This is a genomic window from Marivivens donghaensis, from assembly GCF_030410045.1.
Taxonomy (GTDB): domain Bacteria; phylum Pseudomonadota; class Alphaproteobacteria; order Rhodobacterales; family Rhodobacteraceae; genus Marivivens; species Marivivens donghaensis.
On record NZ_JAUFRA010000006.1, the window covers coordinates 90,888 to 103,447 of the forward strand.

Consider the following 12,560-nt stretch of genomic DNA (forward strand, 5'->3'; position numbering starts at 1 on the left):
ATATTGCGTATATATGTCGTTTCAAATAATAACGTTACTAACTGAATTTCTTAGGAGGAGAATCAAATGTCCCGTGTAGCTCTTGTAACTGGTGGTTCCCGCGGCATCGGTGCTGCGATTTCTAAAACCCTTAAAGACGCTGGTTATACCGTAGCTGCGACCTATGCTGGGAATGACGAAAAAGCCGCTGCCTTCACTGCTGAAACAGGCATTAAGACTTACAAATGGAACGTTGGCAGCTACGACGAAAGCGCGGCGGGTCTTGCGCAGGTCGAAGTGGACCTCGGCCCGATTGACATCGTTGTGGCAAACGCAGGCATCACTCGCGATGCGCCGTTCCACAAAATGACCCGCGAACAATGGCAGGAAGTGATCGACACCAACCTAACGGGCGTTTTCAACACCGTTCACCCGATTTGGCCGGGTATGCGTGAGCGCAAGTTTGGCCGCATCGTGGTCATCTCCTCGATCAACGGTCAAAAAGGTCAGTTCGGTCAGGTTAACTATGCCGCGACCAAAGCCGGTGACCTCGGCATCGTGAAATCGTTGGCCCAAGAAGGTGCACGTTTCGGCATCACAGCAAACGCAATCTGCCCAGGCTACATCGCGACCGAAATGGTTATGGCTGTTCCGGAAAAAGTGCGTGAAGCTATCATTGGCCAGATCCCGACAGGTCGTCTGGGCGAGCCGGAAGAAATCGCGCGTTGCGTGAAATTCCTCGTCGAAGACGACGCGGGCTTTGTAAACGGCTCGACCATTTCCGCGAACGGCGGACAGTTCTTCGTCTAATCGCTTGCGCGTTTGATTTTATTAGTCAAATTGGGCCGGTCACAATGATCGGCCCTTTTCATGTCTAAAACCTCTTACACAGCAGTCGGATTTATCGCGGTCCTTTTGTGGGCGCTGCTCGCGCTCTTCACCGTCGGATCGGCCCCCGTGCCGCCTTTTCTGTTGAACGCGCTCTGCTTTGCGATCGGCGGGGGGATTGGTGTGATCTGGTTGCTTGCAACGGGTGGCTTGTCGCAACTTCGCCGTGTGCCGCTACGGGTCTATCTCATCGGAACGGCGGGTCTCTTCGGCTATCACTTCCTGTATTTTTCGGCGCTACGAATGGCCCCCGCCGCTGAGGCGGGCCTGATAGCATACCTTTGGCCACTATTGATCGTCTTGTTCTCTGGTCTGTTGCCGGGAGAGCACTTGAAACGCGGCCACATCATCGGAGGACTGATCGGATTCGCGGGCGCAGTTTTGATCGTCGCGCAAGGTGTGACAGGGTTTAATGCTGATGCATTGCCCGGTTACGGATTGGCGTTCCTCTGTGCGCTCACATGGTCAGGGTATTCGGTCGTATCCCGCAGTTTCGGGGCCGTCCCGACAGCATCGGTCGTCGTGTTTTGCCTCGCCACCGCAATTCTGTCAGGGGTCGCGCACGTCGCATTGGAAGACACGATCTGGCCGACCACCACGCTTGGATGGCTGTCAGTCATTGGGCTCGGCGTTGGCCCCGTCGGGATCGCGTTTTTTGTTTGGGATGTGGGCGTGAAAAAAGGCGACATCCAATTGCTTGGTGTCGCCTCCTATGCTGCGCCTGTTCTCTCCACCTTGGCGCTTGTTGTCGCGGGGATCGCAGCCCCGACTTGGACTTTGTTACTTGCCGCTGCCCTAATTACCGGAGGCGCGGCACTGGCCGCACAAGCGAGCCGTAGGCCTTAGTGGGTTGTCAGGCGCGTAATTTCCTCTTTGACCATCAACTTCTGTTTCTTGAGACGGCTAATCTCTGATGCGTCAATTGCCGGACTGCGCTGTGCACTTTCTACGGCCGCAGAGAGGTTCTGGTGTTTCTTCCTCAGTTCCTCGATGTGCGAACTTAGGCTCATAGTCGTCTCCTCTGTTGTGATGGTTGCGACTCGATTGCAGCACAGTTTTACAAAACTGTCACGCGGCGCTGCAGCATTTTTCGAGATCGGTCGTTTTCCGCCGATCCTGCGCAATTAAATTAACAAATTATGCTCAATTCAGCGCCATCTCGTAAAATAGCGGTGGCTTCGGGCGTATAGCTTTCACCGTCAGCGGTATGGCTCTCTCCAACATGCATGACAAAGGGCGCTGCGAGCTTGAAGGCCGCCCGCCCATTCTTGCGCGCTTGGACGATAAAGAGGCCTGCACTGCGGCCGTTACGGGCCCCGATAGGTTGGACGATGATTGAACCCAGACAGGTCTGAACGGCGCTTAGCACTTCGGGTAAGCGGTCGATTCGTTGGATAAGTGTGAAATAGCCCTTCGGCGCGAGGCGCTTTGCGCCGATCGTCACCCAGTCCGCCAAAGGGGTATCACCGCCGAGTGCAGTATCCCGACCAAGGTCAGTCGCGGCAGTAGATGCCGTGCGATCATAGTAGGGTGGGTTCATGATGACGTGATCGAATTGCTGATTTCTGAGGTCCGCTGGTAAGGCACGAAGGTCGGCGGTGATCACATCTAATGGCGCTTTGTTCTCGGCGGCATTTTTGCGCGCCAGTTCCGCATACTCTGGCTGTAATTCGACGCCAGTGATCGACAGTTCTGCAACCCGCGCTGAAAGACACAGGCTAGCCGTGCCTACGCCGCAGCCAAGTTCCAATACGGTTTGGCCTGATTTTGCCGGAACAGCAGCGGCGAGCAGAACAGGATCAACGCCAGCGCGGTAGCCATTGATCGGCTGCCAGACCCTAACCTTACCATTCAGAAAGTTATCGCAGCTAAGGTCAGTCACAGGCCCAAATCGATTTCATTGTCGCGTAAAACGGCAGTTGCGATGAAATGATCGGCATCTCGCACCATAATGCGGCGCGGCAAAATGCCGAGGCTTCCGTCGAGGACGCTCATATTTACGTCAAACTCGAAGCAGTCTATACCCTCACCGTCTAAGAGCACCTTTGCAAAGGCGATCACAGTGGGGTCGGTTGTGCGTAAAAGCTCTTTCATACCCAAAGACGTAAGGCGGGAAACCGACTTTGCCAATAGCGCCGTGGAGCCTGTGATGAGCCTCGATGTAACTGCCACCAAACCGCATGAACGTCTGGCAGAGGCGCTGGCGCCTGAAATGGAAGCCGTGAACCTGATGATCCGTGATCGGATGTCGTCGGAACACGCGCCCCGTATTCCTGAAGTGACTGCCCACTTGATCGAAGCTGGTGGAAAACGTTTGCGCCCGATGCTGACGCTCGCGGCGGCGAAACTCTGCGGTTACGAGGGTCCGTATCACATTCATCTAGCGACAACGGTTGAGTTTATTCATACAGCGACCTTGCTGCACGATGACGTTGTCGACGAAAGTGATCAGCGTCGCGGGCGTCCGACGGCGAACCTTTTGTGGGATAACCAGTCGTCCGTTCTGGTCGGCGATTATCTGTTCTCTCGGTCGTTCCAGATCATGGTCGAAACGGGTTCGATCCGCGTTTTGGGCATCCTTGCTGATGCGTCTGCGACGATTGCTGAGGGCGAAGTTCTCCAGCTCACCGCAGCACGTGATCTGACCACGACCGAAGATACTTATCTAAAGGTGATCCGTGGTAAAACGGCAGCGTTGTTCTCTGCGGCCACTCAGGTCGGCGCGGTGATTTCTGGCGCAGATGAGAGCGTCGAGAAAGCGCTCTACGATTATGGCGACGCCTTGGGCATTGCGTTCCAAATGGTTGACGATTTGCTCGACTACGGTGGAACCGAGGCGATCGGTAAGAACATCGGCGATGACTTCCGCGAGCGGAAATTGTCACTGCCGTTGATCAAAGCGGTCGCGAAATCGGATGCGGACGAGATGGCGTTTTGGACGCGCACCATCGCGAAGGGCAAACAAGTCGAAGGCGACCTAGAGGCCGCACTCGACATCATGCGCAAGCATGGTGCGTTGGATGACACTCGCGATGAGGCGTTGCAGTGGGCTGCGAAAGCTAAAGCATGTCTTGCGGAAGTCCCGGCACACGACATCCGCGACATGCTGTCGGATATCGCTGACTACGTGGTTGCGCGTATCAGCTAAGAAGCGGGGTGGGGACAACCCACCAACTTTGTTCTCGAATTTGGATCATGCGGGCGACCTGACGGGCGGCCCCCATATCCTTGACCACCGCCACGCAAGTCGCACCTGACCCTGACATCCCTGCCCAAAGAACGGCGCGTTGCTGGCGCATCATGGTGAGCGCTTTGTCAATTTCTGTGGCAACTGCAGCGGCAGGTTTATGAAGGTCGTTGCGCTGCTCATGCAGCCAGTCCGTAAACCCATTGAGCGTTACACCAACTGGCAGTTCACCCATTGCCGGGTTTGTTTTCTGCGTTAGCCCACGAAAGGCTTCAGGCGTTGGCACTTCGACATTTGGATTGACGAGGACGAGTGCCGCGCGGGGCAGGGCGGTAAAATCGCTCAACTCTTCACCGATCCCAGCCATGCGGCAGGGTGTCGGGGCACGTAGGCAAACAGGAACATCGGCACCAAGGGCAAGGACCGCAGGGTCGTCATGCGCCAATGGCTCAACATCCCACAGCTCGGCCAAAAGTTTCAGCGTTGCCGCCGCATCAGACGACCCGCCACCAATCCCCGCAGCATGGGGGAGGTTCTTTTCAAGATGGAGGTGCGCGCCCATCGTCACGCCGCGCTCACGACGGAGGGCTTCGGCGGCTTTCAGAACGAGGTTGCTGCCGTCGAGGGGCACACCTTCGGCAAAATGTCCCGTTACCGTCAGTCGCATATCGACAGCGCGGGTGGCCGAGATGACGTCGCCGACTTCGGCAAAAACGACCAAACTATCCAGCAAATGATACCCATCGGCCCGCTGGCCAGTGACATGCAGGGTCAGGTTTATCTTTGCAGGTGCTGTTGTCTTAATTGTCGCCACGGGCCACCGATAATGGGTCTTTGCCTTCTTCAATCATCACCGCATCCAAACCAATCGCGATTTTTCGGCGGATTCGGGCAGCTTCGTCTTCTTCGGGATCAAATGACAGCGCACGCTGCCACTGGAATTGCGCTTCGAGTTTCCGACCCACGACCCAAAGAGCATCGCCCAAGTGATCATTCACCACAGGATCGGTGGCTTCCAGTTCGCTCCCTCGTTCGAGGACGGGAACAGCCTCTTCGAAACGTCCAAGTTTGAACAGGGCCCAGCCAAGGCTGTCAATGATCGCGCCATTGTTGGGTTGGGCCGCGACAGCTTGTTCGATGAGCGACAAGGCTTCGTCGAGCTTCTCGCCACGGTCGACGAGTGAATAGCCGAGGTAATTCAGCACCGAGGGATGGCCAGGGCGCAAATCGAGCGCGGCGCGGAAATCGCTTTCGGCATCATCCCAGCGGTCCAACCGTTCGCGCGAAATCCCGCGTGCGAAATAGATGAACCACGCGCTGGACGCATCCTCACCGTAGAGGTCGAGTGCGGTCGTGTAGACGCTGTCGGCCTGTTTGTAGTCCTCAACCCGACGCAAAGAGTCGCCTAAAGTCGCAGCGACGTAGCCGGACTCTGGATAGGTGCGAGCCAATTGCTGCAACACTTCGATGGCGGCGTCGTTGCGTCCGTCCGCTTCGAGGACAGCCGCGCGACCGATCTCTGCATCGAGGAATGCGGGGTCTTCGGGTGAGATCATCGCGAAGGTCGCGTTGGACAGGTCATAGCGGCCCAACGCGTCGTAGAGTTCCGCCGTGGTCAGGATCGCGTCTGAACGTGTCGGGGCCAGTTCATGTGCGGCCCACGAATAAGCGAGGGTGTAGGCCTCGGGCGCTTCATCTTGGATGGCGATGGCGACTGTCAGGAACACTTCGGCAAGGCCTTCTTTGGGATTAGTGATCCCATCGAAAGGCACGGTTTCGCCTGCAGTTAGGCGTGCTAGAAGGTTTTGGATCGCGGTGTCGCTACCCAATGGGTCGGCTCGAGATAACAGCGCAATCGCATCGTCGGTGCGGCCCAGCTGTCCCAATACTTGCGCTTGCGCGATCAACGCGCGAGTGTTTCGCAGCATACTGGTGTTTGCAGGATCTCCGAACAGGTCTTCGGCCCCTTCGAAATCACCAACATAGGCTAGCGTGAGCGCTTTTTGGTATGATCCAAAGGCGGATAGCCCTTCGGTTGCGATTATTGCATCGAAACCTTCAATCGCATCGCGCACGTTTCCTTGGGCCAATGCACCCCAAGCCTGAACGGCTCCGTCGATCATATCGCTGACGGCTAGTCCAGTCTCGAGGTCTGACTGCACCTTTTTCCAACGATCCGCTTTGATATGATCAAGCATCACGACCATATTCGCGATTTGGCTCACGTTTCCTTGGCTTGTTAGGAGTTGCGCAAATGGCAGCGCTGCTTCGAAATCACCGAGTGCCACGAGCGACGACATGGCGCTATCTGCCATGCCAATATTCTCTGGGTCGATTGCCAAAACGCGTTGGTAATATTCCGCCGCCTGTTCGAAATCGCCCGCCGCAAAGGCCCGCTGTGCTGCGAGGTAGGGGCCTGACAAGCTATCTGCCTGCGACGGCAAAGGTGCCAAACCGATATTCGCCACAGTGAGCAGCATCAGACCGAACGTGCGAATTTTCACGAAGCAGCGCCCCTTATCCAGAAGTTTCAAAGACATCGTAAAGAAATGGCCCGCCGCCTGCAATCAGACGACGGGCCAAATGGGCGTGATCTCGCGGATGTGAGATTACATATTCGGGTAGTTCGGTCCGTCACCGCCTTGTGGGACGGTCCAGTTGATGTTCTGGGACGGGTCTTTGATGTCGCAGGTTTTGCAGTGAACACAGTTCTGGAAGTTCACTTGGAACTTCGGACCGTCTTCGCCCTCAAGGACCTCGTAGACACCTGCGGGGCAGTAGCGCTGCGCTGGTTCGTCGAACTTGGGCAAGTTAACCGAGATCGGAACTGAGGCGTCTTTGAGCTGAAGGTGGCAAGGCTGCGACTCTTCGTGGTTGGTAAAGCTGAACGACACGTTGGTCAGGCGGTCAAACGACAGAACGCCATCGGGTTTCGGGTAGTCGATCTTCTGGTGCTTCGACGCTTCTTCGGTCGAGGCAGCGTCGGTTTTGCCGTGACGCAGGGTGCCAAAGAACGAGAAGCCGAGCGTGTTGGTCCACATGTCCAGACCGCCCAACGCCAGACCACCCAAGAGACCGTATTTCGACCACATCGGCTTCACGTTGCGGACCTTCTTGAGGTCTTTGCCGATCACGCCTTCGCGGACGCGAGTATCGTAGTCTGCTAGCACATCGCCTGAACGACCCGCTTGGATCGCTGCGAATGCGGATTCCGCAGCCTCGATGCCCGAATGCATCGCGTTGTGGTTACCCTTAATACGCGGCACGTTGACGAGGCCCGCCGAACAACCGAGCAGCGCACCACCGGGGAACGCAGTCTGCGGGATCGACTGATAGCCGCCTTCAGAGATCGCACGAGCACCGTAGGCCACGCGTTTACCGCCTTTGAGCAGTTCAGCCACCATCGGGTGGTGCTTGAACCGCTGGAATTCCATGTAAGGGAACAAGTGCGGGTTTTTGTAGTTCAGGTGAACCACGAAGCCGACGTAAACCTGATTGTTGTCGAGGTGGTAGATGAACGAACCGCCGCCAGCTTCGGACCCCAGAGGCCAGCCCATCGTGTGGGTCACTGTGCCCTCTTTGTGCTTAGCTGGATCGATCTCCCAAATCTCTTTCATGCCGATGCCGAACTTTTGCGGGCAGTGCCCTTTGGAAAGGTCGTATTTCGCCATAACCTCTTTGGAGAGCGAGCCGCGCACGCCTTCGGAAAGGAAGACGTATTTACCGCGAAGCTCCATCCCCGGCTCGGTGTTCGGACCGTAGGAGCCGTCAGCCTCAAGGCCGAAAACGCCAGCAACAACGCCAGCGACTTCGCCGTTTTCGCCGTAGACCAGTTCCGAACAGGACATGCCTGGGAAAATCTCGACGCCCAGTTCTTCGGCCTGTTCTGCCATCCAGCGGCAGACGTTCGCCATCGACACGATGTAGTTGCCGTGGTTGTTCATGAGCGGCGGCATCGCAGCGTTCGGCAGGCGGATACCGCCAGCTTCGCCGAGGAAGTAGAAGTTGTCCTCTTTGACTTCGGTTTTGATCGGCGCGCCTTTGGCTTTCCAATCAGGCATCAGGCGATCAAGGCCAGAGGTGTCCAGAACCGCACCCGACAGGATGTGAGCCCCAACCTCAGAGCCCTTTTCCAGAACGACGACGCTCAGGTCGGCATCCAGTTGTTTCAGACGGATCGCGGCCGAAAGCCCAGCAGGGCCGGCACCGACGATCACAACATCATAGTCCATTGCTTCGCGTTCGATGGCGGTCATGGCATTTCCTTTTGTTCTCAGCGCGACGCGCTTGGGTAACATTCTTTCGCAAAAGGACTAAACTAGACGCAACTCTTGGGCAATCACGACACGGCGTTATTTTGCTGCATTGCGACATTTGGACGGGGTATCGACGTTAAAATATTGCGGGCCTTTCTCCGTCTTAGGGTGGAGTAGATCGATATATCGGTCCGTTATCCCCTTAAACGCCTTGGCTTATTGATTTCTTGTAGCTTTAATCGATATGCGGGGCTATTGACTTTTGACCTGCCCGATAGGTTATGGGCAAGAGAACACGACAGACGTGCGACGGAGTAAATTATGGAAAAGATCCCGCTGACTCGGGCCGGTTTTGACAAGATTGACGCTGAACTCAAACACTTCAAATCGGTGGAGCGTCCAGCTATCATTCAGGCCATTGCCGAAGCGCGTGCGCTGGGCGATCTTTCCGAGAACGCAGAGTATCACTCTGCCAAAGAAAAGCAGTCGTTCATCGAGGGCCGCATTAAGGAACTCGAAGGCGTTCTGTCCCTTGCTGAAGTTATTGATCCGTCGAAACTGTCGGGAACAATCAAATTCGGCGCGACCGTCGAGTTGGTCGATGAAGACACTGACGAAGAGAAGAAATATCAGATCGTTGGTGAATACGAGGCTGATCTTGAGAACGGCAAGTTGAACATCAAATCGCCGCTCGCTCGCGCTTTGATCGGTAAAGACGAAGGTGACAGCGTTGAAGTACGCACACCTGGCGGCGACCGTAGCTACGAAATTTTGTCGGTCCTCTTCGTTTAACGCTGGAAGGCGGCACGCCATGGGCACTGGTCTAGGCAAAGCTAAAGAAACCAAAGACGAACCCCGCTCTCTTTCGAGTGCGGAGCTGATTGGCTATTCGGTTACGTTCATTTGGCTCGTTGGTGCGGGCGCGTTTTTCTATTTCGCGCCGTCGAATGGTGATGGGTCGATGGACAGCTTGCGCTTTGTCATGACGCTCGTTGCGCTATTTCTGCCCGTGGCGGTGATTTGGGTCGCAGCCAGCGCCGCACGGACCGCGCGTATCTACCGCGAAGAAACAGAACGACTGCGTAGTTCCATTGATGACATGCGTCAGGCGTTGTTTGGTGAACGTGAGGCGAAGTCCAAAGCGATCACAGGGCAGGTCGAAGAGAAACTGGCCGCGATTGCGCAGTCAGCCCAGAAAACAGAGACGGTATTGGCGACGTTTTCGTCGGCCCGCCAACAGGGCCGTGTGCAATTACCCTTGGCCAAGCCCGAACCGTCAGACGATCAGCCCAGTCTCGCCTTGGGGACCACCGCAGAAGAGCTGCAGCCGCCGCTTTCGAATGCGATGTTGATCCGTGCGATCAATTTCCCAGAATCGGATCAGGATGCTGACGGGTTTGCTGCCCTTCGTGCTGCGCTCAAGGACCGTCAAGCCCGACAGCTGGTTCAGGCGAGCCAAGATGTCCTTACGCTCTTGTCCCAAGACGGTATCTACATGGACGACATGCGGCCCGACCGTGCTCGTCCAGAAATTTGGCGCCGCTTTGCTAAGGGTGAGCGCGGTCGTGCAACAGCCGTTTTGGGCGGTATTCGCGATCGGTCCTGTCTGGCACTGACCTCGGCTCGTATGCGCGAGGATGCTATTTTCCGCGATGCCGCGCACCATTTCCTACGTCGTTTTGATCAGATGCTTGTTGCGTTCGAACCGCAGGCCACGGATGAGGAAATCGCCGCACTGTCAGAAACCAGAACTGCACGGGCCTTTATGCTTGTAGGCCGTGTGACTGGCGCGTTTGACTGATCTATTTCGTGATCGTCGAGGGGTTGTAAAACTCCGAGTTTGAATAAATGATCAAATTCGACGTTTCACATTCTGGTTGATCATTATGCCCCCTCTTCGCGTGCGTTAGCCTATCGCCAAGGTTTGACTGGCGGTTTGCCTTTTATGTTCGTCGTCGTACCTTTTGGCCTTTTGTTCGGCGTCGTCGCGATGGATGCGGGGCTCACGCTGACGCAAACCATGGGCATGACGATGCTTGTGATCGCGGGGGCCGCCCAGTTCACGGCGTTGCAAATGATGGTCGATAACGCGGGGCTTTGGTTGATCATTGCAGCGGCGTTGGCGGTGAACCTGAGGATGGCGATGTATTCCGCCGCACTTGTGCCGCATCTGGGTAAGGCTCCACTGTGGCAGCGTGCACTGATCGCCTACATGAATTTCGATCAAACTTATGCGGTTGCCAGCATTGCCTACGAGCAAAATCCAGAGTGGCCCGTAGAACGCAAGGTTACCTTCTTTTTTGGCGTCGCCACTCCGATTGTGCCGACTTGGATTGCGGCGACTTTGGTCGGGGCGCTTATTGGCAAAGCTATTCCCACGGACCTTGGCATCGATTTCATCCTGCCGATCACCTTTATCGCGCTGGTTGGGCCAATGCTAAGAACAGTGCCGCAGATGATCGCGGCATCGGTGTCAGTGGCGGTTGGACTTATACTCTCTGGATTGCCGTCAGGGATGGGGCTTTTGATCGCGGCGGCCTGCGCCATGGCCGCAGGGGCCGCAACGGAAATTTGGCAAGAAAAACGGAGCGCGACATGGCTGTAGATGCAGTGCTGGTTTGGACGGTCATCGCCATTTTGGCCGTCGGGACATTTCTGATCCGATTTTCATTCTTGGGACTAATCGGTGATCGCCCCTTGCCGCCCATCGTCGTTCGTTTGTTGCGGTTCACGCCAGTGGCTGTTCTGCCCGCACTCGTCGCGCCACAGGTGCTTTGGCCGAATGCGACCGATGGCCAGACCGATCCCGTTCGAATGCTTGCCGCCTTGACCACGCTGGCTGTAGGGATGGTGACGCGTAAGGTTCTTCCTGCGATTGTCGCGGGGAGTGCGGTGCTGATTATCGGCCTACAGCTTAGCGCAGCGGGCTAACCTGAATCTGGTAGAGCACCTGCGCGTTGTCGTCGGAATCATTCTCACGCACTTCTCGTGTCCGAACGCCGGGCATTTTGCCGAATTGCGTTTCCAAGGTTTCAGGAAAGAATGTGACGCGGATGTGGTCAAACCCCGGTAGGGATTTCAGGATGGCCGAGGTCGACCGTGCGCAATTGGCTTTCTGCACGGCACCGTGTGTCATAACCGCCCGAAGCGCACGTTCCGCAACATCGGCAGAGACATCAAGCTCTTGGACAACGGTGTAGAACGTCGCGCGGGAATGGTAAGAAATGTAATAGTCTTCGATCTGTGGCGTGACACCGATGATGACATCGTTGCGTTCAGGGATCGAAGGATGTTTGAACGATCCAGCGGGGTCCCAAATGACCCGTTCGGATGCATTGACCATGAGGCTCGTATGGGCGCCGCGGCCGGAACCTACGTTGCGCATGGTCATAAGGGTAAGGCGGGGCGGGCCATCGTGATGATAGCGCATGCTGGCAACCTGATTGTCAGGAGCCCAGACGGGTTCGGCGGCGCAGCCAGCCAATGCCAGCGGCGCGCCTATCAAAAATGATCGCCGATCCATCAATGCGCGCCCCCAAAGCGCGAAATTTGTGACTTGCTGATTAGCCGTTAATCAGAGCAAGCAACACCAGTGCGACAATGCAGATCGTCGCGACGCGGGTTGAGAATTTTACGAAGCCTTCAAAGGTTGCTTCGTGTGTGCTGGCGTCCATGGTGCCGTGCTTGTGTTCAGCCATGTGAGGCTCCTTCTCGAATTCTGTTCGCTTTGCGCGTGGATAGACGATTCAATTCTGTCTGTCACGATGTCAAAATGTCCATCATGCCGTCGTTTCGAGGTCTTTCGCCAATTCAAACCCGATCCGCGTGGGCTCTGCTTGCTCGGTTGGTTTCGGAAGGGCCATCAACATGACGTTCAGTTGAGCCACGTGTTGGATCAATTGAGTGCGCGTGCCCGTTTCGGTGCTGCCGTAGAACGTCACGATATCAGGGTCGAAATACCCCAAACCTTCAATCCGCATCACGCCTGCGTCCGAGCCAGTAAAGCCCATCGCAACCTCTTGGTCCGCATCAAGCTGCTTTTCGAAGTTCTGAATATACAGGATCAGGCGTTCGTAGGCCCACCGCGCTGCGCTTTTCTCTTCTCCATTACCTTGAAGATTGGATGGGATCTGCGTCGGTGCTGCGGACTTTGCATTAGGACTGAGATGGACCTCATGAAGTGCGGGTAGGACTGCGTTCTCGGCATATTCCGCCGAAGTTTCGATTGTGTCGGAAAGTTCGCTCATTGG

16 protein-coding genes are annotated in these 12,560 nt (G+C 56.1%); 7 read left to right on the forward strand and 9 right to left on the reverse strand.

Features of this window, described 5'->3' with window-relative positions:
* The first annotated feature begins 66 nt into the window (after positions 1–66).
* Together phbB and yddG are read left to right on the forward strand one after the other, a co-directional pair.
* Positions 67–789: an acetoacetyl-CoA reductase gene (phbB, locus tag QWY83_RS09970; RefSeq protein WP_249946000.1), complete on the forward strand. Its 723-nt coding sequence runs from the start codon at positions 67–69 to the stop codon at positions 787–789.
* Between the two features lie 60 nt (positions 790–849).
* The gene (gene yddG / locus QWY83_RS09975; RefSeq protein WP_249945999.1) at positions 850–1,713 is read left to right on the forward strand and encodes an aromatic amino acid exporter YddG; all 864 of its coding nucleotides are present in this window, start codon (positions 850–852) and stop codon (positions 1,711–1,713) included.
* Here yddG and QWY83_RS09980 read toward each other — a convergent pair.
* The 3 genes from QWY83_RS09980 to QWY83_RS09990 all read right to left on the reverse strand — a co-directional run bounded on the left by QWY83_RS09980 (position 1,710) and on the right by QWY83_RS09990 (position 2,961).
* On the reverse strand, positions 1,710–1,877 hold the full coding sequence (locus tag QWY83_RS09980) for a YdcH family protein (RefSeq protein ID WP_067550298.1): 168 nt from the start codon (positions 1,875–1,877) through the stop codon (positions 1,710–1,712). The genes yddG and QWY83_RS09980 overlap by 4 nt on opposite strands.
* A gap of 119 nt (positions 1,878–1,996) precedes the next feature.
* The gene (locus QWY83_RS09985) at positions 1,997–2,749 is read right to left on the reverse strand and encodes a tRNA1(Val) (adenine(37)-N6)-methyltransferase (protein ID WP_249945998.1); all 753 of its coding nucleotides are present in this window, start codon (positions 2,747–2,749) and stop codon (positions 1,997–1,999) included.
* On the reverse strand, positions 2,746–2,961 hold the full coding sequence (locus tag QWY83_RS09990) for a putative signal transducing protein (protein WP_105235864.1): 216 nt from the start codon (positions 2,959–2,961) through the stop codon (positions 2,746–2,748). Before QWY83_RS09990 ends, QWY83_RS09985 begins: the two co-directional genes overlap by 4 nt.
* Positions 2,962–3,016: 55 nt before the next feature.
* Between QWY83_RS09990 and QWY83_RS09995 the strand changes: the two genes are divergently transcribed.
* Positions 3,017–4,015 (forward strand): polyprenyl synthetase family protein, encoded by a 999-nt coding sequence (locus tag QWY83_RS09995; protein ID WP_249945997.1) that lies wholly within the window; start codon positions 3,017–3,019, stop codon positions 4,013–4,015.
* On the opposite strand, the gene QWY83_RS10000 is transcribed toward QWY83_RS09995, so the two are convergent.
* The 3 genes from QWY83_RS10000 to QWY83_RS10010 all read right to left on the reverse strand — a co-directional run bounded on the left by QWY83_RS10000 (position 4,008) and on the right by QWY83_RS10010 (position 8,310).
* Positions 4,008–4,868 carry a 4-(cytidine 5'-diphospho)-2-C-methyl-D-erythritol kinase gene (locus QWY83_RS10000; RefSeq protein WP_249945996.1) on the reverse strand — a complete coding sequence of 287 codons (861 nt, stop codon included), beginning with the start codon at positions 4,866–4,868 and terminating at the stop codon, positions 4,008–4,010. The genes QWY83_RS09995 and QWY83_RS10000 overlap by 8 nt on opposite strands.
* Positions 4,855–6,594: a tetratricopeptide repeat protein gene (locus tag QWY83_RS10005; protein WP_249945995.1), complete on the reverse strand. Its 1,740-nt coding sequence runs from the start codon at positions 6,592–6,594 to the stop codon at positions 4,855–4,857. Before QWY83_RS10005 ends, QWY83_RS10000 begins: the two co-directional genes overlap by 14 nt.
* Before the next feature lie 69 nt (positions 6,595–6,663).
* Positions 6,664–8,310 carry an electron transfer flavoprotein-ubiquinone oxidoreductase gene (locus tag QWY83_RS10010; RefSeq protein WP_105235860.1) on the reverse strand — a complete coding sequence of 549 codons (1,647 nt, stop codon included), beginning with the start codon at positions 8,308–8,310 and terminating at the stop codon, positions 6,664–6,666.
* Between the two features lie 321 nt (positions 8,311–8,631).
* Here QWY83_RS10010 and greA point away from each other — a divergent pair, with 321 nt between their 5' ends.
* The 4 genes from greA to QWY83_RS10030 all read left to right on the forward strand — a co-directional run bounded on the left by greA (position 8,632) and on the right by QWY83_RS10030 (position 11,241).
* Positions 8,632–9,102 carry a transcription elongation factor GreA gene (gene greA / locus QWY83_RS10015; protein WP_249945994.1) on the forward strand — a complete coding sequence of 157 codons (471 nt, stop codon included), beginning with the start codon at positions 8,632–8,634 and terminating at the stop codon, positions 9,100–9,102.
* 19 nt (positions 9,103–9,121) lie between these two features.
* Positions 9,122–10,111 (forward strand): hypothetical protein, encoded by a 990-nt coding sequence (locus QWY83_RS10020; protein ID WP_249945993.1) that lies wholly within the window; start codon positions 9,122–9,124, stop codon positions 10,109–10,111.
* A gap of 144 nt (positions 10,112–10,255) precedes the next feature.
* Complete coding sequence (locus tag QWY83_RS10025; protein WP_249945992.1) at positions 10,256–10,915, forward strand: AzlC family ABC transporter permease; 660 nt, start codon at positions 10,256–10,258, stop codon at positions 10,913–10,915.
* Entirely contained in the window at positions 10,906–11,241 is a 336-nt protein-coding gene (locus QWY83_RS10030) for an AzlD domain-containing protein (protein ID WP_249945991.1), read from the forward strand. The genes QWY83_RS10025 and QWY83_RS10030 overlap by 10 nt, the downstream gene beginning before the upstream one ends.
* On the opposite strand, the gene QWY83_RS10035 is transcribed toward QWY83_RS10030, so the two are convergent.
* The 3 genes from QWY83_RS10035 to QWY83_RS10045 all read right to left on the reverse strand — a co-directional run bounded on the left by QWY83_RS10035 (position 11,225) and on the right by QWY83_RS10045 (position 12,557).
* Positions 11,225–11,833: a hypothetical protein gene (locus QWY83_RS10035; RefSeq protein ID WP_249945990.1), complete on the reverse strand. Its 609-nt coding sequence runs from the start codon at positions 11,831–11,833 to the stop codon at positions 11,225–11,227. The genes QWY83_RS10030 and QWY83_RS10035 overlap by 17 nt on opposite strands.
* A 40-nt stretch (positions 11,834–11,873) precedes the next feature.
* Complete coding sequence (locus tag QWY83_RS10040; protein WP_105235855.1) at positions 11,874–12,008, reverse strand: aa3-type cytochrome c oxidase subunit IV; 135 nt, start codon at positions 12,006–12,008, stop codon at positions 11,874–11,876.
* Positions 12,009–12,089: 81 nt separating this feature from the next.
* Positions 12,090–12,557, reverse strand: coding sequence for a DUF6173 family protein (locus tag QWY83_RS10045; RefSeq protein ID WP_249945989.1), 468 nt, complete (start codon positions 12,555–12,557; stop codon positions 12,090–12,092).
* Between the last annotated feature and the right edge of the window lie 3 nt (positions 12,558–12,560).